The organism is Burkholderia sp. Bp8986 (assembly GCF_003854225.1).
In the GTDB taxonomy this organism is placed as follows: Bacteria; Pseudomonadota; Gammaproteobacteria; order Burkholderiales; family Burkholderiaceae; genus Burkholderia.
On the sequence record NZ_QTQM01000004.1, the window covers coordinates 238210 to 264626 of the forward strand.

Annotated in this window: 27 protein-coding genes; 4 read left to right on the forward strand and 23 right to left on the reverse strand. The window is 68.3% G+C overall.

Annotated elements, in window-relative coordinates; genetic code table 11:
- The first annotated feature begins 7 nt into the window (after nt 1–7).
- Complete coding sequence (locus DID99_RS06645) at nt 8–619, forward strand: trimeric intracellular cation channel family protein (RefSeq protein WP_124666362.1); 612 nt, start codon at nt 8–10, stop codon at nt 617–619.
- A 36-nt stretch (nt 620–655) separates the two neighbouring features.
- On the opposite strand, the gene DID99_RS06650 is transcribed toward DID99_RS06645, so the two are convergent.
- From DID99_RS06650 to DID99_RS06690, 9 genes are all read right to left on the reverse strand, one after another.
- Nucleotides 656–1483 (reverse strand): heme ABC transporter ATP-binding protein, encoded by an 828-nt coding sequence (locus DID99_RS06650; protein ID WP_124666363.1) that lies wholly within the window; start codon nt 1481–1483, stop codon nt 656–658.
- Between the two features lie 17 nt (nt 1484–1500).
- Nucleotides 1501–2589, reverse strand: a complete 1089-nt coding sequence (locus tag DID99_RS06655) for an iron ABC transporter permease (RefSeq protein WP_124666364.1) — start codon at nt 2587–2589, stop codon at nt 1501–1503.
- Nucleotides 2590–2604: 15 nt separating this feature from the next.
- Entirely contained in the window at nt 2605–3513 is a 909-nt protein-coding gene (locus tag DID99_RS06660; RefSeq protein ID WP_124666365.1) for a hemin ABC transporter substrate-binding protein, read from the reverse strand.
- Nucleotides 3510–4601: a hemin-degrading factor gene (locus DID99_RS06665; protein WP_124666366.1), complete on the reverse strand. Its 1092-nt coding sequence runs from the start codon at nt 4599–4601 to the stop codon at nt 3510–3512. Before DID99_RS06665 ends, DID99_RS06660 begins: the two co-directional genes overlap by 4 nt.
- A gap of 49 nt (nt 4602–4650) precedes the next feature.
- Nucleotides 4651–6924: a TonB-dependent hemoglobin/transferrin/lactoferrin family receptor gene (locus DID99_RS06670; RefSeq protein ID WP_124666367.1), complete on the reverse strand. Its 2274-nt coding sequence runs from the start codon at nt 6922–6924 to the stop codon at nt 4651–4653.
- A gap of 267 nt (nt 6925–7191) precedes the next feature.
- A complete protein-coding gene (locus DID99_RS06675) occupies nt 7192–7419 on the reverse strand; it encodes a hypothetical protein (protein ID WP_124486124.1) in 228 nt (75 codons plus the stop codon).
- Nucleotides 7420–7490: 71 nt separating this feature from the next.
- Nucleotides 7491–7874: a DUF6232 family protein gene (locus tag DID99_RS06680; RefSeq protein WP_124486125.1), complete on the reverse strand. Its 384-nt coding sequence runs from the start codon at nt 7872–7874 to the stop codon at nt 7491–7493.
- 134 nt (nt 7875–8008) lie between these two features.
- A complete protein-coding gene (locus tag DID99_RS06685; protein ID WP_044849042.1) occupies nt 8009–8269 on the reverse strand; it encodes a DUF2866 domain-containing protein in 261 nt (86 codons plus the stop codon).
- Between the two features lie 223 nt (nt 8270–8492).
- On the reverse strand, nt 8493–9653 hold the full coding sequence (locus DID99_RS06690; RefSeq protein WP_124666368.1) for a porin: 1161 nt from the start codon (nt 9651–9653) through the stop codon (nt 8493–8495).
- Between the two features lie 307 nt (nt 9654–9960).
- On the opposite strand from DID99_RS06690, the gene DID99_RS06695 reads away from it, so the two are divergent.
- Nucleotides 9961–10767: a MetQ/NlpA family ABC transporter substrate-binding protein gene (locus tag DID99_RS06695; RefSeq protein WP_124666369.1), complete on the forward strand. Its 807-nt coding sequence runs from the start codon at nt 9961–9963 to the stop codon at nt 10765–10767.
- Nucleotides 10768–10915: 148 nt separating this feature from the next.
- Here DID99_RS06695 and DID99_RS06700 read toward each other — a convergent pair whose 3' ends face one another.
- From DID99_RS06700 to DID99_RS06730, 7 genes are all read right to left on the reverse strand, one after another.
- Nucleotides 10916–12031 carry a succinylglutamate desuccinylase/aspartoacylase family protein gene (locus DID99_RS06700; protein WP_124666370.1) on the reverse strand — a complete coding sequence of 372 codons (1116 nt, stop codon included), beginning with the start codon at nt 12029–12031 and terminating at the stop codon, nt 10916–10918.
- A 258-nt stretch (nt 12032–12289) separates the two neighbouring features.
- The gene (locus DID99_RS06705) at nt 12290–13072 is read right to left on the reverse strand and encodes an ABC transporter substrate-binding protein (protein WP_044845853.1); all 783 of its coding nucleotides are present in this window, start codon (nt 13070–13072) and stop codon (nt 12290–12292) included.
- 225 nt (nt 13073–13297) lie between these two features.
- The gene (locus DID99_RS06710) at nt 13298–14218 is read right to left on the reverse strand and encodes a LysR substrate-binding domain-containing protein (protein WP_044845852.1); all 921 of its coding nucleotides are present in this window, start codon (nt 14216–14218) and stop codon (nt 13298–13300) included.
- A complete protein-coding gene (locus tag DID99_RS06715) occupies nt 14215–14424 on the reverse strand; it encodes a hypothetical protein (RefSeq protein ID WP_124666371.1) in 210 nt (69 codons plus the stop codon). The genes DID99_RS06710 and DID99_RS06715 overlap by 4 nt, the downstream gene beginning before the upstream one ends.
- 33 nt (nt 14425–14457) lie before the next feature.
- Nucleotides 14458–15051, reverse strand: a complete 594-nt coding sequence (locus DID99_RS06720) for a hypothetical protein (protein WP_124666372.1) — start codon at nt 15049–15051, stop codon at nt 14458–14460.
- A 239-nt stretch (nt 15052–15290) separates the two neighbouring features.
- Complete coding sequence (locus DID99_RS06725; protein WP_124666373.1) at nt 15291–16679, reverse strand: NCS2 family permease; 1389 nt, start codon at nt 16677–16679, stop codon at nt 15291–15293.
- A gap of 539 nt (nt 16680–17218) precedes the next feature.
- The gene (locus tag DID99_RS06730) at nt 17219–17896 is read right to left on the reverse strand and encodes a TetR family transcriptional regulator (RefSeq protein WP_124666374.1); all 678 of its coding nucleotides are present in this window, start codon (nt 17894–17896) and stop codon (nt 17219–17221) included.
- A gap of 48 nt (nt 17897–17944) precedes the next feature.
- Between DID99_RS06730 and DID99_RS06735 the strand changes: the two genes are divergently transcribed.
- Entirely contained in the window at nt 17945–18610 is a 666-nt protein-coding gene (locus DID99_RS06735; RefSeq protein WP_124666375.1) for an O-methyltransferase, read from the forward strand.
- Between the two features lie 86 nt (nt 18611–18696).
- Here the strand turns inward: DID99_RS06735 and DID99_RS06740 are convergent, their stop codons facing one another.
- The 7 genes from DID99_RS06740 to DID99_RS06770 all read right to left on the reverse strand — a co-directional run bounded on the left by DID99_RS06740 (nt 18697) and on the right by DID99_RS06770 (nt 25256).
- Nucleotides 18697–19479, reverse strand: a complete 783-nt coding sequence (locus DID99_RS06740; RefSeq protein WP_124666376.1) for an SDR family oxidoreductase — start codon at nt 19477–19479, stop codon at nt 18697–18699.
- A gap of 117 nt (nt 19480–19596) precedes the next feature.
- Nucleotides 19597–20559: a cyclase family protein gene (locus DID99_RS06745; RefSeq protein ID WP_124666377.1), complete on the reverse strand. Its 963-nt coding sequence runs from the start codon at nt 20557–20559 to the stop codon at nt 19597–19599.
- Between the two features lie 20 nt (nt 20560–20579).
- Nucleotides 20580–21695 (reverse strand): alkene reductase, encoded by a 1116-nt coding sequence (locus tag DID99_RS06750; protein WP_124530119.1) that lies wholly within the window; start codon nt 21693–21695, stop codon nt 20580–20582.
- 64 nt (nt 21696–21759) lie between these two features.
- Nucleotides 21760–22566, reverse strand: a complete 807-nt coding sequence (dkgB, locus tag DID99_RS06755; RefSeq protein WP_044845844.1) for a 2,5-didehydrogluconate reductase DkgB — start codon at nt 22564–22566, stop codon at nt 21760–21762.
- A 149-nt stretch (nt 22567–22715) separates the two neighbouring features.
- A complete protein-coding gene (locus DID99_RS06760; RefSeq protein ID WP_124666378.1) occupies nt 22716–23684 on the reverse strand; it encodes an LLM class oxidoreductase in 969 nt (322 codons plus the stop codon).
- A 16-nt stretch (nt 23685–23700) separates the two neighbouring features.
- Nucleotides 23701–24024 carry a MoaF-related domain-containing protein gene (locus DID99_RS06765; protein ID WP_124666379.1) on the reverse strand — a complete coding sequence of 108 codons (324 nt, stop codon included), beginning with the start codon at nt 24022–24024 and terminating at the stop codon, nt 23701–23703.
- Between the two features lie 29 nt (nt 24025–24053).
- Nucleotides 24054–25256 carry an MFS transporter gene (locus DID99_RS06770; RefSeq protein ID WP_124666380.1) on the reverse strand — a complete coding sequence of 401 codons (1203 nt, stop codon included), beginning with the start codon at nt 25254–25256 and terminating at the stop codon, nt 24054–24056.
- A 101-nt stretch (nt 25257–25357) separates the two neighbouring features.
- Here DID99_RS06770 and DID99_RS06775 point away from each other — a divergent pair, with 101 nt between their 5' ends.
- Nucleotides 25358–26302 carry a LysR family transcriptional regulator gene (locus tag DID99_RS06775; protein ID WP_124666381.1) on the forward strand — a complete coding sequence of 315 codons (945 nt, stop codon included), beginning with the start codon at nt 25358–25360 and terminating at the stop codon, nt 26300–26302.
- Nucleotides 26303–26417 lie beyond the last annotated feature (115 nt).

Below are 26417 nucleotides of genomic sequence, written 5' to 3' on the forward strand. Positions count from 1 at the left end.
GCGCGCAATGCATACGCTTTATCTAATCGCGATCGTCGCGGAGGCGATGTCGGGCGCGCTGATGGGCATGCGGCGCGGGATGGACCGCTTCGGGCTCGCGCTCGTCGGCGCGGTCACGGCGCTTGGCGGCGGCACCGTGCGCGACGTGCTGCTCGGCCACTATCCGCTCGGCTGGATCGCGCATCCCGAGTACCTCGTGATCACGCTCGCCGCGGCGACCGTCGCGTCGTGGGCCGCGCGGCACGTCGCGCGCATGAAGACGCTGTTCGTCACCGTCGACGCGATCGGCCTCGCGGCGTTCACGATCATCGGCTGCGACATCGGCGCGTCGACGGGCACCGCGCCGATCATCGTCGTGCTGGCCGGTGCGATCACCGGCGTGTGCGGCGGGATGCTGCGCGACCTGCTGTGCAACGAGATGCCGCTGATCCTGCGCGAGGAACTGTATGCGAGCGTCGCGTTCTTCACGGGCACGCTGTACGTCGGGATCCAGCATCTCGGCATCGACGCCGGGTTCGCGACGGCGGTTGCGCTGGCGGCGGGCTTCGCGATGCGGATGCTGGCCGTACGGCTCGGGTGGAAGATGCGCACGTTCGGTGTCGCGGACGTCGAGCGTTGAGCGAGGGTGCCGCACGGACGCGACGATACGCGTGTTCTACGCCGGCACCATGAGCGGCGGCGCCCCGTCACCCGTTTCCACCATCCTCACGGCGAACCCGTAGCACTGCGCGATATGGCCGGGCGTCATCACGTCGCGCGGCGCACCCTGCGCGACGATCGTGCCGTCCGCGAGCATCGCGATCGTATCCGCGTGCCGCGCGGCGAGGTTCGGATCGTGGACGATCGCGAGCACGCCGAGCCGCCACTCGCGCGCGACCGTGCGCACGGTATCGAGCAGCCGGTGCTGGTGCGCGAGATCGAGCGCGGCGGTCGGCTCGTCGAGCAGCAGGTAGCGCGGGTCCGGCTGCGCGTCGTCGTCCGGCCACAACTGCGCGAGCACACGCGCGAACTGCACGCGTGCGAGCTCGCCGCCCGACAGCGTCGTCACGTCGCGGCCGACGAGCGCGTCGGCGCCCGCGCGTTCGAGCGCTTGCCACGCGATGTCGCGATCGCGATGCGCGATCACGTGTCGCGCGCCGCCGCGCCGCGCATGCGGATAGCGGCCGAGCAGCACGATTTCGTCGACGCTGAACGGAAACGCCGGTTGCGCGGCCTGCGGCAGCACGGCGCGCAGGCACGCGAGCCGCCCCGCGTCGATGTGCGCGAGCGGCTCGCCGTTCAGCGTGATGTCGCCGGTCACGCGCACGCCGTTCGGCGCGACGCTGCCGGTCAGTTCACCCGCCAGGGTCTTCAGCAGCGTGCTCTTGCCCGCGCCGTTGCGACCGAGCAGCGCGGTCACGCGGCCGGGTTCGATCGACAGTGACAGGTCGTGCAGAACGGCGCGGTGCCGGCGGGCGACGTCGAGATGATGGGCAGTCAGCATGATGGGGGCATGAAGGATCAGCCGCCGAGCGCGCCGCGGTTTTTCCACAGCAGCGCGAGAAAGAACGGCGCGCCGAGCAGTGCGGTGAGCACGCCGAGCGGAATCTCGGCGGGTGCGGCGACGGTGCGCGCGGCGAGATCGGCGGCGAGTGTCAGCAGCGCGCCGAGCAATGCGGCGCCGGGCAGCACGACGCGCTGGTCGGGGCCGCACGCGAGGCGCACGCAGTGCGGCGCGACGAGGCCGATGAAACCGATGATGCCCGCGCACGACACGAGCGCGCCGACCGCGAGCGCGACCGCGACGAGTACGCGCCGCTTGAGCCGCTGCACGGGCACGCCGAGGTGCAGCGCCTCGGTTTCGCCGAGCTGCAATGCGTTGAGCGCGTCACGGTCGCGCGCGAGCAGCACGCAGCCGATCGCGACGTACGGCGCGACGGCCGCCAGCGCGGACCATTGCGCGCCGCCGAGGCTGCCGAGGCTCCAGAACGTCAGCGAACGCAACTGCGCGTCGTCGGCGACGAACGTGAGCAGGCCGATCGCCGCGCCGACCAGCGCGTTGATCGCGATGCCGGCGAGCAGCAGCAGCGGCAGCGCGAGCCGGCCGCGCGACGCGGCGAGCCGGTAGACGAGCGCCGCGACCGCGAGCGCGCCGGCGAACGCGGCGACGGGCAGCACGGCCGCGCTCGCGTGCGCGGCGAACAGCGCGGGGCCGAGCACGATCGTCGTCGTTGCGCCGAGCGCCGCGCCGCTCGACACGCCGACGAGCCCCGGGTCGGCGAGCGGATTGCGGAACAGTGCCTGCATCGCGGCGCCGGCCGCGCCGAAGCCGCCGCCGACCAGCAGCGCGAGCACGACGCGCGGCGCGCGGATGTCGAACAGCACCGCGCCTGCCTGCCGGGCGGCCGGGTCGCCGCTCAGCGCGGCCCAGGCCTCCGCCAACGGAATGCGGTACGCGCCCACGCACAGCGCGATGACGGACATGACACACACGAGCGCGGCCAGCGCGGCCAGCGCGAACGGTACGAGGCGGCGCGACGCGCCGACGCGCGCGGCACCGGCATGCGATACGTGCGACCGCGCGGGGAAAGGCGAAGCATGAACAGGCATCGGGACGCTCCGGAATCAGGCGAGCGCATCCGACAGGCGCCGGTGCAGGGTCGTGACGGCGAGCGGCAGGCGCGGACCGAAGCCGAGCAGGAACAGCGCATCGAGCGACACGACGCGCCGTGCGCGGCCGGCCGGCGTCGCGCCGAAGCCGGGCGCGGCGAGCAGCGCGGCGCGGCCGCCGACCGCCGCGAGCCCTTCGTCGGAGATCAGCACGATGTCAGGGGCGGCGGCGGCCAGCGCCTCGGTCGTCAGCGGCTTGTAGTGATCGAAACCCTGCATCGCGTTGCGCGCGCCCGCGTAGCGGAGCATCGCGTCGGCGGCCGTGCGCTGGCCGGCGACGAGCGCCTGGTTGCCGGTATGGTTCAGCACGAACAGCACGCGCGGCGGCTGCGCGCCGCCGGGCACGCGCACGGCGACCGCGTCGCGCGCGGCCTGCCAGTCGCGATCGAAGCGTTGCAGCAGCGCGGTGCCCGCGTCGCGCACGTCGAGCGCCTGCGCGACGCCGGTGATCTTCGCGCGCACGGAATTGACGTCGTGCCGCTCGTCGAACGTCGTGACCGCGACGCCCGCGCTTCTCACCTGCGCGATCGCGGCGGGCGGGCCGGCCTCCGCCGACGCGAGCACGAGATCGGGCCGTAGCGACAGCAGCCCCTCGGCCGACAGCGCGCGCTGGTAGCCGACCTTCGGCAGGCGCTTCGCGGCGTCCGGGTACGTGCAGGTCGTGTCGGTGCCGACGAGCCGGTAACCGCGCGCGTCGGCACCGCCGAGCGCGAACGCGGTTTCCGCAAGCGCACCGCCGATCACGACCACGCGCTTCGGCGCGGCTTGCGCGAGCGCTCGGCCGGGCAGCGCGCCCGCGAGCGCGCTGGCGATCGCGCCCGCGAGCACGACGCGGCGTCGCGGCTGGAACGATCGCGCGCTCACCGCGCGTCTCCGCGTGCCGCCGACGGCAGTGTCGCGACGAGCGCGCGCCAGTCGTCGCGTTCGACCTTGCCGGGCTTGCGTTCGCCGAACAGCAGCGCGACATGGTCGCCCTGCCGGTCGAACAACTCCAGCGACGTGACGATGCCGTCGCTCGTCGGCTTCTTCACGACCCACGCGGCGGCGATCAGGTCCTCGCGCACGTGCAGGTTGAAGCCCGGGTCGAGCACGTTGATCCATGCGCCGACCTCGCGCACGTTCGCGACGGGGCCCGTGTGGATCTGGATCATCCCTGCATTGCCGACGAACACCATGATCGGCTGGCCGCTGCCCGCTGCCCGTTCGAGCACGTGACGCAGCGCGCGCGTCGCCTCGACCGGATACGCGTACCGCGGCTCGGCGAGGCGCAGCGCCTGCATGCGGCTCACGCCGAAGCGCTGCGTGATGCCGAAGAACTGGTGCGTGTCGGTCATCGCGTCCCATGCGGCGCGAAAGCCTGCGACGTCGATCCCGGTATCGGCCCGCTCGGGCGTTTTCGGTGCGGCGGGCACGACGTCGAGCCCCGGCTCCTGCGACGCCGCGCGCCAGCGTTCGACGAACGCGTCGTACGCCGCGTGATCGCTGTGCGCGCGCAGGTAGACCTTGTGGATCGCATGACCCTGCGCGTCGAAGAACTGCAAACTCTTCAGCGGACCGTGCGCGGTCTCGTCGTGCACCGCGAACGCGGACGCCCAGTGACGGTAGAAGATGCGCAGGTCGATGTCGCCGAGCGCGAGGCCGACCGGGCCGTCGTGGCTCATCTGCGCATATTCGCCGTCCTTCTCGTGGACGGCCGTGTCGTTGCGCGTGAGCGCCATCACGCGGCCGAGGCGCGGCATTTCCTCGAACATCGCCGGAAAGCGCGCGTCGAGCCGCACCACGTGCTCGCCGACGAACGCGGCGAGCGCCTCGCCTTCGCTGACGCCGAGCGCCTGCGCGACGTCGCGGTTGCGCAGCTGGCGCTCGGCCTTGAGCTTGACGAATGCGTCGCGCAGCGCGGCGGACGCGCGGGCCGGCGTGGCCGGCTGGCCGGGAAGGGCGGAATGCATCATGTCGGACTCCTTCAAGTAACGGTTGGGCAGGAACGCGCGATCGCGCGCATCAGAAATCCACTTTCATGCTGACGGCGACGGTGCGTCCGGACGACGTATACGCGTCGAGCACCTGCGAATCGGCGGCGATGCCGCGCACGTCCGACCAGTTCCAGTATTTGCGGTCGAACAGGTTGCGGATGCCGATCGTCGCGCTCACATGCTTGTTGAAGCGGTAGCCGCCGCGCAGGTCGACGACGAACGACGACGGCGGCGCGAAGCACGCCTTGTTCGAGCAGTCGGACTTGTCGATGTCCTTGTCGCGTTTCGCGGCCTGGTACAGCAGGTCGGTCTGCACGAACCAGCGTTCGCCGGGTTCGTAGCGCACGCCGAACACCGCCGAGAACGGATTGATCGTGTTCAGCGGCTGGCTCGCCGCGCCGTCGTTCCGCGTCGAGCCCCTGGTGAACGCCATCGCGGTCTTCAGCGTGATGCCGTTCGGCATGATCCATTCGGCACGACCTTCGAGGCCATGGATGCGCGCGTCGGCGAAGTTCACGTACTGGAACACGAACGGGTCGGTTGGCCGGCCGCCGCCCGCGATCGTCGTGCGCGCGATGAAGTTGCGGTAGCGGCCCGTGAACGCGGCCGCGCTGTAGCGCAAGACGCCGTAGCCGGTGCCGGCCTTGCCGCGCAGGCCGGCTTCGAACGTGTCGCTGGTTTCGGGCTTCAGGTTCGGATTGCCGATCGACGTGTAGCCGTACACCGGGTTCGAGAAGCTGCTGTTCACCTGGTCGGGCGTCGGCGCGCGGAAGCCGTGCGCGTACTGTGCATACGGAATCAGCGCGGGCGTGATCTCGTAGAGCACCGCGACGCGCGGCGACACTTCGTTCGCGCTCGTCGACACCGCGGTGCCGGTGAACAGCGGATCGTTGCGCGTCGGGCTCAACCGGTACGTGTCGAAGCGCAGCCCCGGCGTGACGAGCAGGCGGCCATAGCCGACCTGGTCCTGCACGAACGCGCCGAACAGCGTGTAGTCGGTATCGGGAAACGCCTTGTTCGGGAACGCCTCGCCGACGCCCGGCACCGTGCCGTCGCGCAGGTTCGTCACGCGCGACACGCTGCCGTCGACGCCATACAGCAGCTTGTGCGCGAGCGGGCCCGTCGAGAAGCCGCTTTCGGCGAACGCGGCGCCGCCGAACGTGCGCTCCTTGTACTGGTTGTCGCGCGAGCGCGATTTCAGCGGCGCGCCGCGCGTCTCGAACGCGTATTGATCCTGCTTCGCATCCTGGTAGTAGAACTGAACGTGTGCGTTCTGAAACCAGCGCAACGCATCGTCGCGGAAGTCGTAGTCGATGCTGAAGCGGTTGCGCTCGAGCCGGTCGTGCGTCGTGAGCCCGAGCGTGCCGGGCGGGTTGATCGCCGACAGCACGTCGGTGCTCACGCGGCGCTGCACGGTTTCCGCGGTGAATTTGATCGTGTCGCGCGCGGTGGGCGTCAGCACGAGCTTGCCGAGCAGCGATTCCGAATAGACGTCCTGCGGGTTCGACGTCGTGCGCAGCGTGCTCGCGGAATTGTTGCCGCCGCGCGTGTCGACCTCATGGCCGCGCCGGCCGTCGGCGACGATCATCCCCTGCACGCGGTCGTTGCCGGCCGCGGCCGACACCGTCGCGCCGACGCTGCGGTCGGCCGAGTCGTAACCCGGCCGGAGCGAGAAGTAGGTGGGTCTGCCGTAGATCGACAGCAGGTCGCGCGGGTCCTTCGTGATGAAGTTCACCGCGCCGGTCAGCCCGTCGCTGCCGTACAGCGCCGATGCCGGCCCGCGCAGGATCTCGATGCGCTTGAGCATGTCGAGATCCGCGTAGTCGCCGCGGCCGGCTTCGAGCGGCCCGAACGAGAACGCGTTCGGCAGGCGGATGCCGTCTTCCATCAGCAGCACGCGATTGCCTTCGAGGCCGCGGACGTTGATGCTCGAATCGCCGTCGCGGCCGCCGCCGAGCGCGGCGCTGCCGGGGCGGTACGCGGTGCGGCGCACCGTGACGCCCGGCTCGTAGCGCAGCGCGTCCTTGATGTTGGTGGCCTGCTGCTCGTCGAGATCGTCGTCGGTGATGACCGACACGGATGCAGCCGTGCGGCTCGCGGCGGTGGCGGTGCGGGTGGCCGTGACGGTGACGGGGTCGAGCAGCGCCGCATCGCCGCGCGCGGGTGCGGCGGCGGTCAGGACGGCAGGTGGCGGGTTGGCGCCTTGCGGCGACGAATCGGCGTAAGCCGGGGCGGCGGACAGGCCGAACGCGCCGAACAGCGCGGCACAGATCGGCCGCCGCGCCAGCGGATAGCAATGCACAGGTGGTCTCCCATTGACGATGACTAGCCCGAAGGCTGGCTGGGTGACGCGTTCACCTGGCTGGCCCGTTCGCGCGCGGCAGGCGGCGAACGGCGAATTGAAAGGGAATTGATGATTCGTTCAGTGTAAATGAGAACTATTATCAATACAAGAACGGAAAGCGGCGTCTGCGGACGTGCGCCGCCGGCGCGGACCGGACGCGCCGCGCAGGGGCAAATTCGGGAGAAGCGGGCCGGCGCGGGTCCGTTATCGGCGTGAGCAGAGGCCCTATGCGAGCGATTCGATGCGAATCAGCAGGTTGCGCGCATGCGCGATGAACGCGTCGTGTGTCGCGCGATCGCCGTGACCTTCGAAGCCGGCCTGTTCGGCGAACGCGAGCTGTTCGGCGTAGAGGTCGACGAGCGCGCTGCGTGCGTCGGGCGGAAGCGCGCGGATCATCGTGACGAGCAGCAGTTCCTGCGCGCGCAGCATGCCGGACAGCGATTGGGGGTTCATTCCGACCTCCTCGAACGACGCGGCGGCGTGCCGCTCATTTCATAGTAGGTGGTCGGCGCGCGCAGCGGAAATCAGCCGGCAGCCGTCGCCGTCCGTGCATCGCGCACGACCTGCGCGACGCGTTCGACGAATTCGGGGTCGACGCTCGACAGCGCTTCGCGCTTGCCGTCGGGCATCTCGACCATCAGCCGGTACGTGATGTCCTGCGTGGTCCAGGCGAGATAGCCGACGACGGCGAGCATCACGCCGACGACCAGCGCGGCGCTCGATCCGCCGATGCCGCCGGCAATGGCGGCGACCACGCCGATCAGCGAGATCAGCGACGGCACGAGGCGATTCTTCGGGATCTTGACGACGTCGACGTTGCGGATGTCACGCAGCGGGAAGACCTGCCCGGCGGCCGACAGGCCGTTGCGCGTGACCATCACGCCGCGTTCGTTGAATGCGTTTTCCATCGTATGGTGCGTGGACGAAAACGCGCAGCGTAGCAGACTTCGTTGCCGCGTCAAACGAGACCGAGTGCCGCACGATGCGTGCGGGCCGGCCGCGCTGCGGGCAGGGACGGGTAGCGAGGCGTAACAGGGGGAAGTCAGAACTGCAGCTGGCCGTCGCCGTACAGGCGGCCCGGCACGTGCGACGCGACGACCTCGGCGATCTCTTCGTCGGTCGATTCGGCCGGTACGATCTGGCGCCGCGCGGGCGCGTCGAGATGCATCGTCCATTCGACGAGCCGGTACGGGCGGCCCCATGGGCGCTGCATCGCCACCGACACGCGGCAGCTCTGGACCGGTAGCGAATGCTGACGCGTCAGAATCGCGTGCAGATGGCTGAAAACGGTATCTTCGATCATCTTGGCCTCCGATCCTGTCTTGCGGGCAGTTGATGGCGGTGCCGTAGTGGGTCTCAAAAAAAAGAAGCCGCCGATGCTCAGGCGGCCAACAGGGGGGGTGAGAGCATCCTCTCAGCCCAGAATTAAGCGAAACTTAAAAGCCCATAAAAAAGCGCCCCGCATGGAGCGGGGCGCTTCGTGCCGTCGTCATCCGCGCGATGAGCGGACGAGTTAAGCGGATGCTTTAGAACTTGTGGCGGATACCGACGCGCGCGGCGATCTGGTTCGTCGCACCGTTGCCCGACGTGCTGAAGTAGCTCGTGCTCGAGCCGATCTGCGCCTGCACGTTGTTGCCCGACGCCTTCTGGCCGATGACCAGCGCGTACACGTCCGTACGCTTGCTGAGTGCGTAGTCGAGGCCGAGGTTGCCCTGGTTCCAGTGTGCCGAGTTGCCGCTTTGCGTGGCGTTCGTGTACGTGTAGCCGACGGCTGCCGACAGGGCCGGCGTGATCGCGTACTTCACGCCTGCTTCATACGCGTTGTAGAACGTGCCCGATGCGCCAGCCGCGATCGGGGTGAACTGCGTGCGCGTCCAGAGCAGCCATGCCGTTGCCGGCCCGAAGAGGTAGCGGCCACCGACGCCGTACGTGCGCAGGTCGCGGATGTTCGTCAGCGCGATGTTCGCGATCGACGTCGAGAATGCCGGCGTCGACTGGCTCGGGAAGCGGATGTCCGTGTAGGCGGCGCCGAGTGCGAACGGGCCGTTCGCGTAGTTCAGGCCGAAGCTGTATGCGCGCGACGAACCGGCCGTCGTCGTGGTGCCCGTCGTGGTCGACGGTGCGCCTGCGAAGTCGGTCGAGTTCGAGAAGCCGTACAACGCGCCGAACGTGAAGCCGGCGTAGTTCGCGCTCTGGAACTTCACCGAGTTGTTGATGCGGCTCGACGTGAGCTGGTCGACGTCGTTCACGTGGTACGCGTAGTTACCCGCGACCGTGTTGCCGCCCGTCGAGTAGTTCGAGCCGAGGATGTCGGTCGAGAACGAGTACTGACGGCCGAACGTGACCGTGCCGTATTGCGCCTGGCTCAGGCCGACGTACGCTTGACGGCCGAAGATCGCGCCGCCCTGGCCGATCGTGCCGTTGCCGCTGTTGAAGCCGTTTTCGAGCACGAAGATCGCCTTCAGGCCGCCACCGAGGTCTTCGGTGCCGCGCAGGCCCCAACGGCTGCCTTGGGCCACGCCGTCGTCGTACTTGAACAGCTTGCCGCTGCCGCCGTTCGCGGTCTTGCTGTGGTTCACGTAGCTGATACCGGCATCGATGACACCGTACAGGGTCACGCTGCTTTGTGCGTGCGCCGTGCCAGCCGTTGCTGCGAGGATGGCGATGGTCAACAGTTTCTTGTTCAAAGGATTCTCCGAGCGAGTAAATGGCGTGTCCAGTTGCGGTTCCGGCGCTCTCTATGGGCGCTTTCACGGACCGGTCGCAACTTTATCGGCGGGCCACGTAATGAATGTGACAGCCTTTGTCATATGACAAATCTGTGGTGCCGATGCGACATTGGATTCTGCCCGGTTGTACAGCAGGGAGTTATACCGATTCCGCCTGAGATTCGATCGGAGTGAGGAATATGCACATGAAATAAGCTTGGTTGGTGCCGGTCCGGCCCCGTGCCACGATGCGCGCTTCAACAACGACACGGGACAAGAGGACACCATGCGACGTTCGATCCTGACCGGCCTCGGCGCGCTTGCCGCGGCGCTGGCCTTTGCCGCGCCCGGCGCGCACGCCGATTCCCAGACGCTGAAGATCGGCACGATGAGCGGCCCCGACGCGCAGATCTGGACCGAGGTGACGAAAGTCGCCGCACGCGAAGGGCTCGCGATCAAGGTCATCGAATTCAACGACTACGTGCAGCCGAACGCGGCGCTCGATGCGGGCGACCTCGATGCGAACGGCTTCCAGCACCAGCCGTTTCTCGACAGCCAGATCAAGCAGCGCGGCTACAAGATCGTCAACGTCGGGCTGACCTACACGGCGCCGATGGGCTTCTATTCGAAGAAGCTCAAGTCGCTGAAGGACTTGCCGGCCGGCGCGAAGGTCGGGATCCAGAACGATCCGTCCAACGGCAACCGCGCGCTGCTGCTGCTGCAGAAGTACGGCGTGATCAAGCTGAAGCCGGGCGTCGGCAGCAACGGCGTGAACGCGACGCCGCTCGACATCGCCGAGAACCCGAAGAAGATCAAGATCGTCGAACTTGACTCCGCGCAACTGCCGCGCGCGCTGCCGGACCTCGACGCCGCATCGATCAACACCGACTACGCGGTGAAGGCCGGGCTCACGCCGGTGAAGGATGCGATCGCGATCGAGGACCTGCGCGGGCCGTACGCGAACCTGATCGCGGTGCGCGCGCAGGACAAGGACAAGCCGTGGGTGAAGAAGCTCGTCGCGGCCTATGAATCGGACGACGTGCGCAAGTTCATCGACCAGAAGTTCGGCGGCGCGATCGTGCCGGCGTTCTGAACGCTGCGCCCGGCTGCCCCCCGGCCACGTCGCCGGGCATGCCGCCGGACCGAAAAGCAAATCGCCCGCGCAAGCGGGCGATTTCGTTGGTGCGCGTCGCGATGCGGCGCGCGGGCCGGCCGTTCAGGCGGCCTGGACCGGAGGCGACTCAGGCCGACAGCAGCGACCCGGTGCGGATCGGATTCGCGCCGGCAATCCGCGCGACTTCCATCCCGGCGGTCGCGAAGCGCACGATCTGGCGCGCGTACAGCACGCCCGACACGCTGCTCTTCAGCGTGATCACGCGATCGGTCAGCGGATCGACGATGTCGGCCACGTCCTGGCCGGCCTCGATCCATGCGCCGACCGGCGTGCGGAACACGATCACGCCGGACACCGGCGCGACGAGCGGATCGGTGCCCGCGAGCGGCGTGGCCGGATGCGCGAGCGGCGGCAGCGGCGCGGGCGTGCCGTCGATGACGCCGCGCTCGGTCAGGTATTCGACGATCGCTTGTGAGTCCTTCTCCGCGAGTTCGTACGACACGTCGCGCTCGCTGCGCAATTCGACCGTGACGGAAATCGCGCCGTTCGGGATCGGGAAGCGATCGCCGAACCGGTTGCGCAGATCCGACCAGCAGAAACTGTGGATCTCGTCGAACGGGTTGCCGACCGAATTCAGCGCGAGCAGCGACGCCTGCGCGTCCAGGTAGCGCGACAGCGGCTCGACGTCTTCCCACAGATCGGGGTTCGTATACAGGTGCATCACCGCGTCGCTGTCGCAATGCAGGTCGAGCACGATGTCGGCGTCGAACGACAGCTTCTGCAGCGCGAGGCGCTGCGATTCGAGCTCGGTGCGCGGCTTCTGTTCGTCGAGCGCCTCGCGCATCGCGGCGCGTACGGCGGCGAGGTTGCGCTGCGCGTCGTTCGTCAGGCGGCCTTCGATGCGCGGCAGCACGAGCGCCGCGAGATCGTAGAAATTGCGGTTGAAGTTCTGCATCGAGCCGAGCTCGAAGCGGCCGAGGTGATCGCCGAACACGTGCTGCGACAGGCCGATCGGGTTCGGCACGGGGACGATGACCACTTCGCCGCGCAGCTTGCCGGCCGTCTCGAGCGCGGCGATCTTGCGGCGCAGCAGCGCGGCGACCAGCATGCCGGGCAGTTCGTCCGCGTGCAGCGACGACTGGATGTAGACCTTCCTGCCGCCGCGCGGGCCGTAGTGGAAGCTCGTGATCTGGCGTTCGGTGCCGACGGCGGGGGAAATCAGCGGATGGGTCTGCGTTTGCATGATGAGGGGAGGGCGGCGCAGCCGCGAGTGATCCGGTATGCGTGGAAGATCGATTGTACGTTGCCTTCCGCGAACCTATCAAACCGCGCGCCGGCCATGTCGATTTCCTTTACGAATCATCGGGTTGGCGCGTAAAAAATAACGGCGCCGCAGCCCTTCGTCCCCGCGTGTCGCGCGGCCTTTCATCGCGCGCGAGCAAAAAAAACGGGCTCCTTGCGGAGCCCGTCTGCGCGGTCGCGAGGCGCGCGTTGCGCGGTGTTACTTGCCGTACACGTCGAAATCGAAGTACTTCTTCGCGATCTTGTCGTACGTGCCGTCCTTGCGCATGCCGGCGATCGCGCCGTCGATCTTCGCCTTCAGGTCGGTGTCTTCCTTGCGCAGGCCGATGCCGGCGCCGTTGCCGAGCGTCTTCGGATCGTCGATGTCCTTGCCGGCGAAATCGAAGTTCGCGCCGCGCGGCGTCTTCAGGAAGCCGATTTCAGCCTGCACCGCGTCCTGCAGCGCGCCGTCCAGACGGCCCGAGATCAGGTCGGCGTAGACCTGGTCCTGGTTCTGGTAAGGCACGACGTTCACGCCCTTCGAGGCCCAGTACGTCTTCGCGTAGGTTTCCTGGATCGTGCCCTGCTCGACGCCGACCGACTTGCCCTTCAGCGATTCGGCCGTCGGCATCAGGCCGGCGCCCTTCTTCGCGACGAGGCGCGTCGGCGTGTTGAACAGCTTCGACGAGAACGCGATCTGTTCCTCGCGTGCCGGCGTCATCGACATCGACGACAGGACGCCGTCGAACTTGCGAGCCTTCAGTGCGGGGATCATCCCGTCGAAGTCATTCTCGATCCACACGCACTTCGCGTTGATGCGGCGGCAGATTTCGTTGCCGAGATCGACGTCGAAGCCGACCACCTTGCCGTCAGCCCCTTTCGATTCGAAAGGCGGGTAGCTTGCGTCGACGCCGAAGCGTACGGTCGTCCAGTCCTTCGCGTATGCAGTGCCGGCCGATACGGCGAGCAGGGCCACGGTCACAGCCGCAAGAATCTTTTTCACTCGGTGACTCCTCGTTTTGTTCGATGGGTGCGCGGTTGTGCCGCGCCGTAAGCCTTCGGTCCGGCGCGGCTTCGCGTCGGACTGTCCGTTTCGCTGCCCGATGCGGGCGCGCGACGTGCGCAAGATTATCAAGACAAAATACCGGCAGGGCGCCTAGGACAAGCCCCGATACCGGACCCGACGGCTGCGCATGCGGCGCGCGACCGTTTCAGAGGAAGGAACGATTCAACCTAGCGTTTCGTTGACCGCGCGCTGCAGGCAGGTGACGAATTGCGATACCGCCGGCGTCGGCAGCAGGTCGCGGCGCGCGATGATCGACAGGTCGAAGCGCGGCATGCTTTCGTCGAGATCGGCCGTGCGGATCCCGAGCGGCGCCACCATCGCGGCCAGCGGGCGCGTGAAGCAGCCGATCACGTCGGAGCGGGCGACGAGCCCGAGCGTCACCGCGAACGACATCGGGGAGCGCAGCAGGCGCTTCGGCAGCGGCAGCCCGCGCGCCTCGAACATCCCGACCATCACGCTGTGCGGAAACTGCTCGGCGCCGACCGTGACGATCCATTCCGCGTCGAGCAATTCCTCTAATCGGCGCGCGTGCGCGAGCGGGTGGCCTTCGCGCATCACGACGGTGAACTCGGTCGACAGCAGCGGGACCTGCGTGAAATCGCGGTCGAGCGCGGGCACATGGTGCATCGCAGCGATGTCGAGCGTGCCGTTGCGCAGCTGCGCGAGCGCGTCGGGCACCGTCACTTCCTCCAGATGCAGGTTCACGTTCGGCATCGACCGGCGGAAGGCGGTGACCGCGTGCGGCAGCGCGGTCAGCGCGATCGACGGCATCGTGCCGACCGCGACGCGCCCCGACATTTCCCCTTTCACCTGCTCGACGGCCTCGACGGTGCGGCGCATGTCGCCGAGCAGCTGCTCGGCGCGCGGCAGCAGCGCGTGGCCGCACGCGGTCAGCTCGACGCCGCGCACGCTGCGCACGAGCAGTTCCGCGTTCAGCGCCGTTTCGAGTTCGCGGATCGTGTGCGTGATCGCGGGCTGGGTGACGCCGAGCTCGCGCGCGGCGGCGCGCAGGCTCTTGTGATGCGCGGCGGAGACGAAGGCCTGGAGCTGCGCGATGTTCAGGTGGTTGCGGATGCGGGTCATCGATCGGTTCGGATCTGGCGGCGGGCCGGGGCGCCGGCGCGAAGATCGATAGGGTAGCGCGAGGTGACGGCGGGCGCGGGGCGGAACAAAAATCGCGCGGCGGTGCGCGGCACAGTTTCGTTGTGTGCGGCGGCAAACCGATCAGGATTGCAGATGATGTTGCGTGCGTGTTCGAGATGTCGTCGATGTATGCCGCGATACGACATCGTCGCGTTTCCGTTCGACGGCGTCCCGGCGTGTCAGGCGAGCGCCAGTTCGACGGCCGCGAGCGTGCGGCGGCGGATCCAGCCGCTCCCGAGCCGGATCGCGAGCCAGTACGGCAGGAACAGCAGGCGCGTGCGCGCGCTCGGACAGTGCACGAAGGTTTCGGTGCGCAGCAGCCGCGCGCCTGACGACAGCCCGACGACCTCGAAGCGCAACACCAGCTTCGCGTCATCCGGATCGTCGTGCCGCACGAACGCCGCGGCGTCGTCGATCGTGCGCACGTCGGGCGTCGGACGCCAGAAGCGTCCGACGAGCCCGAGCGACAGCGACGTGTCGTCGCGATGCAGCAGCGTGAACGAATCGAAGCCGAAGCGCTCGCGGGCGGCGTCGGCCGGACGCTGGCCCAGCGCGCGGGCGATGGCCGCCGGCGCTTCGCGCACGGCAAGCAGCGCGTCGATGACGGGATCGGCGCGCATGTCGAGCGTGGCCACCGCATCGATGATGCGCGACGGCGGCGCGTCGATCGGCCGCGATTCATGAACTTCGACGAAACCGAACGACGGGATGAACGGTGGCTTGCGCGCCGCGGTCCGCGTGTCTGATTCGGAGACGATGCCGAACGGATTCATGAGCGTTCCGGAGGATAAAACGCGATCGTAGCACCGCGTGCGGATTCGCGATGCGCGGCACGCTGCCGCGGTTTCCCGTGTCGGTCGAACGGCCCGGTGGCACCCCCGCCGCACCGACGAAAAAAAGCCCGGAAACGTACGTTCCCGAGCCTGGAGACCATCAACGACGATGGTGGAGGAGACGATGCCGTCCCGATGCGCGCCGCCCTTCGGCAGGCGACGTCGCGCATGATCCGCGGTCAGATCGCCCAGCCGCCGAGATAGAACGTGACGAGCACGGCCGCGATGAGCACGGTGCCGACGTTGAGCTTGCGGAATTCGCCGCTGGCGACGCGGCCGATCACGAGCGTCGAGAAGCCGAGCATGATGCCCGTCACGATGTTCGCGGTCAGCACGATGAACACCGCGCACACGAGGCCCGACATCGCGTCGACCATGTCGTCCATGTGCAGCTTGCTCACGCTGCCGAGCATCAGCAGGCCGACGTACATCAGCGCGGGGGCCGTGGCGTACGACGGCACGAGGCCCGCGAGCGGCGAGAAGAACATCACGACCAGGAACAGCACGCCGACCACCGCGGCCGCGAGGCCCGTCTTCGCACCGGCCGCCACGCCGACGCTCGACTCGATGTAGGCCGCCGCCGGCGCGCCGCCGAGGAAGCCGGAGAAGATCGAGCTGACCGAATCGGCGGTCAGCGCGCGGCCGCCGTTGATGATGCGGCCGTTCTCGTCGAGCTGGCCGGCCTGGCCCGCGACCGCGCGGATCGTGCCGGTCGCGTCGAACACGGCGGTCATCACGAGCGCCAGCACGCTCGGCAGCACGGCCATCGACAATGCGCCCTTGATGTCCATCGCGCCGATCAGCGACGCGTGGCCCGGTGCGCTCAGCGACGGCAGCGCGAAGATGCCGCGGTACTTCACGGCCGGATCGAACGCGAGGCCGATCAGCGAGATCGCGACCACGACGAGCAGGATGCCGCCCGGCACGCGACGCTTCTCGAGCCCGAAGATCGTGGCGAGGCCGACGACCGACATGATGACCGGGAACGCGGTGATCTGGCCGAGCGAGACCGGCAGGCCGGCGCCCGGATTCTTGATCACGAGGCCGACGTCGTTCGACGCGATCAGCAGCAGGAACAGGCCGATGCCGATCCCGGTGCCGTGCGCGACGCCCGCGGGCAGGTTGCGCAGGATCCACGAACGCATGCCGGTGACCGAGATGCCCGTGAACACGAGGCCCATCAGGAACACGGCACCGAGCGCGACGGCCGGCTGCAGGCCCTTGCCGAGCACGAGCCCGAACGCGGTGAACGCCGTCAGCGAAATCGCGCAACCGATCGCGATCGGCAGCTTCGCCCACAGGCCCATCAGCAGCGAACCGAACGCGGTGGTGAGGCAGACCGCGACGAATACCGCGCTCGTGTCGAAGCCGGCCTTGCCGAACATGCCGGGCACGACGAACACGGAGTAGACCATCGCGAGGAAAGTGGTCACGCCCGCGACGATTTCGCGACGCTGCGTGCTGCCGCGCGACGAAATGCCGAAGTACCGGTCGATGACTCCCTTGGTGCCGAAGTCCGTTTCTTCCGCGCCGACGCCGACCGTCGGCTGCACCGGGGTATCACTCATGAGCTTGCTCCTTTATCAGCATGCTGAAACGGCCCGTGGCGGACCGTCGTCAGGGTGTCTCGAATCTGGTTGGAATGTTCGGCGGCGTCATGGGGACGCATCACGCGTGAGTCGTGTCGTCGTACGCGCGTCGAAGGGGGGCGCGTGTGCCGCGTCGTGCGACGCGTGGTGCGGTCGATCCTGTCACGTGTGCTTTGCCGTAGCGAAGGTTAGGCGAACGGCCCATCACGTCCCATTGGGGGAAGAGCATGCAGCGCATGTCGCAGCGCTTATATCGGCGTGCAACGGGGCTTCGTCGTCGCGGAACGCGTGTATACGCCTAGTTCGAATCCGTTAAGGCGACTATTTGAATGCGGGGTCGGCGGGCAGGGCGGGAGCGGGTGATGCATCGAGTCTTACGAAGGACTTTCGGAGAGGCTGCGCGGGCGCGCGGAAACAGCCGCGCCGGATGTGAAAACGCGGCCGTGCGCAACCCGCAACCGGATGATGCCGGTGCCGCGCGCGGGCCGCGCCCGCGCTCGTCCTGGCCTGCCACTGCATCAGACACGCGCGAGATGCGCGAGGTACGTGCAGAACATGTCGGCCATCGCGGTCGCATATGCGTCGATTTCCGCAGGCGTGCGCGCGGTTTCGGAGAATGCCTTGCCGCCCGTCGTGAGCGTCGTCATGATCAATTCGCACGCGAGCGCATGCGTGGCGTCGGGCACGTCGGGCAGCGCTTCGCGCATGAACGCGCTGAAGATCCGGTTGCACGCGGCCTTCACTTCCTGCGCCTCGGGGGCGTCGCGATAGAGCGGCGCGGCATCATCGAGTGCGATGCGCATGGGCGCTTCGTCGCATTCAGAACGGATGAACGCGTGGACGGCGGTGCGCAGGCGCTCGGGCGGCGTCTGCCGCGGGTCCTGCAGAATCGCGCACAGCATCCCGGACGTCTGCCGCCACTCGTCGTGCTGGAGCCGGAACAGCACGGCCGCCTTGTTCGGGAAGTACTGGTACAGCGAGCCGACGCTCACGCCGGCGCGCTCGGCGACGCGCGCCATCGTGAAGCGCTGCGCGCCTTCGGTCGCCAGAACCTGAACAGCGGCCTGCAGCACGGCGTCGACGAGCTGGGTCGAGCGGGCCTGCCGAGGCAGTCTGCGCGAGGCGATCGGGGTGTTGCGGCGGTCGGTCATGACGGGTCTGCCAATGCGAATAGTGAAACCTGAATAGTTCGTCATATTCTAGTCGGGCGCCCTGACGCACTCAACCTGACACCGGAGATCCGCATGACCACCCTGATTCACGACCCGCTGGCGTCGCTGCTCGCGCGCCTGTTCGACGAAGCCGAGGCATCGTCGCCCGCGTCGAGCCCGGACTTCGCCGACCTGTCGCACGACGAGCACGCGCGGCTGATGCGCAGCAAGACCGGTTACGCCGATTTCTATGCACGCCTGAAGGACTATCCGCTCGCGGTGTCGCGCGAGACGGGCACGCTGCTGTACATGCTCGCGCGCGGCTGCGGTGCGCGCTCGATCGTCGAATTCGGCACGTCGTTCGGCATCTCGACGCTGCACCTCGCGGCCGCGCTGCGCGACAACGGCGGCGGCCGGGTGATCACGAGCGAGTTCGAAGCGTCGAAGGTCGAACGCGCGCGCGCGAACCTGGCGGCGGCCGGGCTGGCCGATCTGGTGGAAATCCGCGTGGGCGATGCGCTGCGCACGCTGGCGGCCGATCTGCCGGAGACCGTCGATCTCGTGTTGCTCGACGGCGCGAAGGCGCTGTATCCGGAGATCCTCGCGCGGGTCGAGCCGCGGCTGCGGCCCGGTGCGTTCGTCGTCGCCGACAACGCGGAATACAGCCCCGACTACCTCGCCTACGTGCGTGCGCCGGAGAACGGCTACCTGTCGGTGCCGTTCGGCGGCGATGTCGAGCTGTCGATGCGGATCGGCTGAGCGGCGAGACGTTGCAAGCATGCGAGCCGTGCGCCGCGGGCGGCCCGATCGGTGCCCGCCGGTCGACCCGGCGGCACCTGCGTGACTTACAGGCGGTAGCCGCCGCTCGCGTCGATGACCTGGCCGGTCGTCCATTGCGACGCCGGGCTCGCGAGAAAGCCGATCACGCCCGCGATGTCTTCTGGCGTGCCGACGCGGCCGAGCGGGCTGGCCGACGTCATCGTCGCGCGGCCGTCGTCGGTGCGCAGCCAGCTCGCGTTCATGTCGGTATCGACCGGGCCGGGCGCGACCGCGTTGACGACGATGCCGCGCGGGCCGAGTTCGACCGCCCAGTGGCGCGTCAGCGTGTCGACGGCGGCCTTCGACGCGGCGTACGCGGAAATCGCGCTGAAGTTGCCGCCGGCTTCGAACACCCGGCTCGACAGCACGCTCGACAGGTTCACGATCCGGCCGCCGCGGGGCATGCGCTTCACGGCCTGCTGCGTCGTGAAGAACACGGCTTTCACGTTCAGCGAGAACTGACGGTCGAACAGCGCGACCGACGTGTCGTCCAGCGTGCCGCCGTCGGCGACGCCGGCGTTGTTGACGAGCACGTCGAGCGTGGCCGGCAGGTTCTGTTCGGCGACCGCGCGATCGAGGGCATCGAACAGTGTGGCGACGCCGTCCGGGGCGTCGAGGTCGGCCTGGATCGCGACGCCGCGGCCGCCGAGTTCGCGGATGCCGGCGAGCGTCTGTTCCGCCGCCGCGCGATCGGCGCGATAGTGGACCGCGACGATGAAGCCCTGTCGCGCGAGTTCGTACGACGTGGCACGGCCGATACCGCGCGAGCCGCCGGTGACGAGGGCGAGTTTCGATGCTTGCGTGCTCATTATCAGTTCCTGCAAAACCTGTAAAAAGAACGGCGCCGCCGACCGAAGCGGGCAGCGCCGGAAAGGGAAACCGTCGTTGCGGGCCGCCGGCAACCGGTCGACGAACGGCCCGCGGGATCAGCGGATCGCGACCGGGTTGATGTTGACCTGCGTGGAGCCGACGTACAGCGGCTGGCCGAGCACGAACAGGAATTCCCACGCGTTGTCGCGCACCAGCGCGCGGCTGTCGATCAGCTCCAGGTTGTAGATGCCGCGCTTCGCGAGCATGTACTGGTTGATCGGGAATTCGTCCTGCGTGTGCGGATTCGGATAGACCTCGGACGCCCACGTGTCGCCGCCGAACGCGACGATGCCCTGGTCGGCGAGCCACTTCGCGGCTGCCATGCCGATGCCCGGTTCGACGTCGAGGAACTGTTTGTTGTCCTTGCCGATCAGCTCGAGCCAGCCGGTGTTGAACAGCACGACGTCGCCCTTGCGCAGCGTCAGCCCTTCCTTCTTCAGAACGGCCTGGATGTCGGCGACCGTGAATTCGGTGCCACCCGGCACGATCGGCTTGCCGTAGTAAGCGGTCATGTCGAGCACGACGCCGCGCGTGACGATCGGCGGCACCTTCTCGACGCCGAGCTTCTTCACGCCGTCGACGGTCACGAAATCCGCCGCCTTGTTGCCGTTGTAGTACACGTTGTCGATGCCGATGTGGCCGATGCCGTTCAGCTGCGTGCCGACCCCGGTCCATGCGTTGACGAGTTCGTCGTTGAACGTGAACTTGTTCGGACCGAGGCTCTTGCCGGCCTGCTGGCCGACCTGCACGTTGTACAGCCGGAAGCTGCGGTGGCGGAATGCCGGCAGGTCCTTGTCCACCGGCACGGCCAGCGGATAGGTCTTGCCGGCCTTCACGAGGCCGACCGCCTGCCTGACGACGTCGGGCGTCAGCAGGTTGGCCGCGCCGATTTCGTCGTTCGCGCCGTACACGGACGGATACCAGTCGGCCGCGGGTGCGGCCGGCGCGGCGTGCGCCGCCTGGGCCGCCGTGAACGGCAGGATCGCGGCGAGCGCGAGCCGGACGAGCGTTGCTTTCATGCAGGATTCCTTCGGATCGTTTACGCCGCGGCTTGCGCGAGCGTCGGATAGTCGGTCAGGCCCTGTGCGCCGCCGCCGAACAGCGTATTGCGGTCGTGCGGCGTGAGCGCGGCGCCGGTGCGCAGGCGCTCGGGCAGGTCGGGGTTCGCGACGAACGGGCGGCCGAAGGCGACGAGGTCGGCCCAGCCGGCGGCGATCGCTTCGCGGGCGCGCTCGGCGGTATATGCGCCGGCGTAGATCAGCACGCCCGGGTACGCGGCACGCAACTGCTGCTTGAATTCGACCGGCATCAGCGGCGCATCGTCCCAGTCGGCTTCCGCGATGTGCAGGTAGCCGACGCCGAGTTCGCCGAGCAGCTTCGCGGCGGCGAGGTAGGTCGTTTCCGGATCGTCGTCGACGCAGCCGTTCAGCGTGGTCAACGGCGCGAGGCGGATGCCGACGCGCGATGCGTCGCCGGTGCCTTCGATCAGCGCCTGCGTGACTTCGCGCAGGAAGCGCAGACGGTTTTCGAGCGAGCCGCCGTACGCGTCGGTGCGCGTGTTCGCGTTCGAGTCGATGAACTGGTTCACGAGATAGCCGTTCGCGCCGTGCAGCTCGACGCCGTCGAAGCCGGCTTCGATCGCGTTGCGCGCGGCGGCGCGGTACTGATCGACGATCTCGCGGATTTCGTCGACGGACAGCGCGCGTGGCTCGGAGGCCTGCACGAAGCCCGGCGTGCTGCCGTCTTCACCGGCGATGAACACGTTCACGCCCTTCGCCTGGAGCGGCGACGACGACACGGGTTGCCGGCCGCCGAGCAGGCTCGTGTGGCTCAGCCGGCCGACGTGCCACAGCTGCGCGAAGATGCGGCCGTGCGCGGCGTGGACGGCGTCCGTCACCTTGCGCCAGCCGGCGACCTGCGACGGCGTGTGGATGCCGGGCGTCCATGCGTAGCCCTTGCCGAGCGGCGCGATATAGGTGCCTTCGCTGACAATCAGGCCCGCACTCGCGCGCTGCGCGTAATACGCGGCCATCAGTTCGTTGGCTTCGTCGCCGGGCTGGCTCGCGCGCGAGCGCGTCATCGGCGGCATCACGATGCGGTTCGGCAGCGTCAGCGCGCCGAATTGCAGCGGTTGGAACAGCGGGTCCTGGGTCATGATGGATTCCTGTCGGTGCCGCGGCCGGCTGGCCGCGGACGGGTCGATTGAGGGTGCGGCGCGCTTAGTCCCACGTCGGCGCGAGGCCGGCCGGATCGACTTCGCGGCCGTTGCGCTCGAGCGCGGCGATCTGCGCCATGTCTTCGTCGGTCAGGCGCAGCGTCTGCGCGAGCAGGTTGCTCGCGAGGTTCTCGCGCTTGGTCGACGACGGGATCACCGAGTAGCCGAGCTGCAGTGCCCAGGCCAGCGCGACTTGCGCCGGCGTCGCGTCGTGACGCTGCGCGATCGCGCCGATCACCGGGTCGCCGAGCACCTTGCCGTACGCGAGCGTCATGTACGACGTCACGTGGATGCCTTCGGCGTTCAGGAACTCGACCAGCTTGCGGTTCTGCAGGTACGGGCTCAATTCGATCTGGTTCGTCGCGATCGCATCCTTGCCGACCACCGCGATCGCTTGCTTCGTCAGTTCGATGTTGAAGTTCGAGATGCCGATCTGGCGCGTGAGGCCCTTCGCCTTGGCTTCGGCGAGCGCAGTCATGAATGCCTCGAGCGACACGCCGTTGTCCGGGGCCGGCCAGTGGATCAGCGTCAGGTCGACATAGTCGGTGCGCAGCTTGCGCAGGCTCTCCTCGAGGCTCGCCACCAGCTTTTCCGGTGCATAGTTGTCGACCCAGATCTTCGTCGTGAGGAACAGGTCTTCGCGGCGCACGCCCGACGCGGCGATCGCTTCGCCGACTTCGGCTTCGTTGCCGTAGATCTGCGCGGTGTCGATTGCGCGATAGCCGACTTCGAGGCCGTTACGGACCGAGTCGATCACAACCTGGCCTTGCAGGCGGAACGTACCGAGGCCGAATGCGGGAATGTTGCTCATCTTGTGCTCCTGGGATAGGTGGACCGATTGCGGTATGGAAGTCATTCTGGCGTTTGATACTGATGAGATAAACGCCTTTAGAGGTCAAAAATATTTGATTTCAAGTCAAATATCGATCGTGGGTCGAGCCGGCTGCCGGCGTGCCTTCGTCAGGCCGTGGCCGTGTGCGCGTTCGTGTCGGCAGCGTCGTTCGCATTCGCGTGGAATGCCGGCAGCACGTCCGACGCGATCTCGGCCATCGTCTCGTCGAGCGGACGGCGGTTGCGGCGGAAATGCAGGCCGATGTGCTGCACGCCCGCGTCGCGCATCGCCGCGAGTTCCTCCGTCAGCGCGATGCGCCCGGCGCGCGCGCCGAAGCGGTGCCGCTGCAGCGGCTCGTGCGGATCGTCCGCGAGGTCGAGGTGGATGAAGCTCACGTACGGCTTGTCGCCGGCCACCGCGCGCCAGTTCGCGACCCGTTTCAGGTGATCGTCCGGCGTGCCCGGATACGCGAGGCAGCCGTCCATGTGTTCGCCGATCCAGGCGGGCGTCTGCTGCGCGAGACCCGCGACGAACAGCGGCACCGGCGAGCGCGCGGCCGGCAGCACGTCGAGGCCCGGCGGCAGGTGAGCGCGCGCGCCGTCGCGCAGCAGCGCGATCTGGTCGCGGAAATTCGCGCCGCGCGATGCGAAGTCGCGGCCGAACAGCGGATATTCGACCGGCCGGTCGCCGCTCGCGACGCCGAGCAGCAGGCGTGAGCGGCTCAGTTCCTGGATCGTCGCGGCGGATTTCAGCGTCAGCAGCGGTTCGCGCAGCGGCAGCACGACGGCCGCCGTGCCGAGCAGGATGTCGCGCGTGATGCCGGCGAGGTAGCCGAGATACGAGAAGGTCTCGAACACCTGCGCGGCGTCGCCGAACGACGGGTCGTACACCGGCACGTCGCGCACCCAGAGCGCGCGGAAGCCGAGCGTGTCGGCCAGTTGCGCGAGTTCCGCGTGAATTTCCAGGTCGGGCACGCCGGGGCGGCGGCCGTCGTGCTGGCGCTTCGCGTCGCCGGCCGGCGACCAGTCGTTGTCGAGCGGCAGTTCGATGCCGATGCTGAAGCCGCCGGCGGTGAGCTTGTCGAGTGAGGTGGACATGATCGGGCGTCTCCGTTCAGGTCGCGCGCAGACTGCCTTCGAGCCGGTAGAAATCGAGCGACGCCGCGGTGAAGAACGAGCGCGACGTGCCGGCCGCGAAGTCGTCGATGTGCACCACGGTGGCGCGGTCGGCTTCCTGCCACGAGATCGCGTAGGTCTCTCCGGCGACGTGCTGCCACGTGCAGGCGACTTCGCCCTTCGCGCCGGCGTATGCGCCTTCGGTGATTTCGTAGCGCATGCGGAGGCCGTCTTCGTCATAGGCGTTGAGCGCGGTGAGGCCCTCGTAACGGACTTCGAACGTCTTGCCGGCGAACGGCGGGCGTTGGGTCGATGCGTTCATGCTGAGTAGCTCCTGCAAAAGGTTGACGTTCAATGGGCGAGTTCGACGGGTTCGGCCGTGCGTTCGGGCAGGCCCTGGCCGCGGTCGAGGTGGCCGCTCAGCGCGGTCAGCGCGAATGCGCCGAGCGTGACGGCGGCGGCGATCCACGGCGTATGGCCGAGGCCGACGTTCGCGACGATCAGGCCGCCGAGCGACGAGCCGCCCGCGACGCCGAGGTTGAACGCGGCGATGTTGAAGCCCGATGCGACGTCGGTGGCGTCCGGCGCGAAGTGGCGCGCCTGCTTGACGACGTACACCTGCAGGCCCGGCACGTTGCCGAACGCGACCGCGCCCCACGCGAGCATCGTCAGCACCGCGAGCCACTTCACGTGCACCGTGAAGGTCAGCGCGAGCAGCACGATCGCGAGCAGCAGGAAGATCCGCTTGAGCGCCTTGACCGGGCCGACGCTGTCGGCGAGCTTGCCGCCCCACACGTTGCCGACCGCGACCGACACGCCGTAGCCGACGAGCACGAGGCTGACCTGCGACGGCGTGAAGCCGGCGATCTGTTCGAGCAGCGGTGCCATGTAGGTGAACGCGATCAGCGAGCCGCCGTAGCCGACCGCCGTCATCGCGTAGACGAGCAGCAGGCGCGGCTGGGCGAGCACGCGGAACTGGCGGGCGAGCGGCGCCGGCGGCGTTTGCGGAAGACCGCGCGGCACGAACGCCACCGCGCCGAGGAACGCGACGAGGCCGAACAGCGCGACGATCAGGAACGTCGCGCGCCAGCCGAAGTGCTGGCCGATGAAGGTGCCGAGCGGAATGCCGGCGACGAACGCGACGGTCATCCCGCTGAACATCGTCGCGATCGCGCTGGCTGCCTTGTCCTTCGGCACGAGCGTGGTCGCGATGATCGAGCCGACCGAGAAGAACACGCCGTGCGCGAGGCCGGTGAGCACGCGCGCGACGATCAGCGATTCGTAGCCCGGCGCCTGCCAGGCGACGAGGTTGCCGACGGTGAAGAGCGCCATCAGCGCGGCGAGCAGCATCTTGCGCGGCACGCGGCCGGTGAGCGCGGTGAGGAGCGGCGCGCCGATCGCGACGCTCAGCGCGTAGAGGCTGACGAGCAGGCCGGCCGACGGCAGGCTGACGCCGAGATCGGCGCCGATCGTCGGGATCAGCCCGACGATCACGAATTCGGTCGTACCGATGGCAAAGGCGCTGATGGTCAGCGCAAGCAGGGCGAGTGGCATGGCGGGATCCTGGTTCCAGTGAGGATGGAGCGCAGTGTGCCGCCTTTACTTTTGCGGAAAAACTGGTCTATAAACCAAATTGTTTTGATTTCAGATCAACAATGAAGATCACCCTCGACGAACTCCAGGCCTTTGCCGCCGTGGTCGACACCGGTTCGATCACCGCCGCCGCCCAGCAGCTCGACCTCACCGTGTCGGCCACGAGCCGCACGCTCGCGCGGCTCGAGGAGAAGCTGAAGACCACGCTGCTGCGCCGGACCACGCGCCGGCTCGAACTGACCGAAGAGGGGCGCGCGTTCCTGCAGGAAGCGCGCGCGATCATCGAATCGGTCGAGAACGCCGAGGAGCAGATGCTCGCGCGGCGCGAGATGCCGTCGGGGCGGCTGCGCGTCGATGCCGCGACGCCGTTCATGCTGCACGTGATCGTGCCGCTCGTGCGCGGCTACCGCGAACGCTTCCCGAAGGTCGACCTGGAGCTGAACAGCAACGAAGGGATCATCGACCTGCTCGAGCGGCGCACCGACGTCGCGATCCGGATCGGCCGGCTCAAGGATTCGACCCTGCACAGCCGGCGGATCGGCAACAGCCGGCTGCGCATTCTCGCGAGCCCAGCCTATATCGAAGCGCACGGCCTGCCGCGCAAGGTCGAGGATCTCGGCAAGCACACGCTGCTCGGCTTCACGCAGCCCGAATCGCTGAACGTATGGCCGATCCTCGGCGCGGACGGCGAGCCGAGCCGCATCGAGCCCGGTATCTGGTCGTCGAGCGGCGAGACGCTGCGGCAGCTCGCGCTGGAGGGCGCGGGCGTCGTGTGCCTGTCGGATTTCATGACCGCGCAGGATCGCGAGGCCGGGCGGCTCGTGCAGGTGCTCGCGCGGCAGACGCTCGACGTCGAGCAGCCGATCAACGCGGTGTATTACCGGAATACCGCGATTTCGTCGCGTATCGCGTCGTTCGTCGATTACATGATCGAGGTGCTGGGCGGCGGGAGCGGCGGCAGCGATGCGCCGGCGCGGCGCAAGGCGGCGTGGATGGGGACGGTGTAGCCGGGGACGGCTGCGTCGTCGCCGCCGGGTGCCGTTCCCGCGCAGGACGGCTCAGGGGATTTTCTCTGGCCGAAGGTTACGGCCGGGAGGCGGGCGGTGTGCGGCGGGCGCCCCT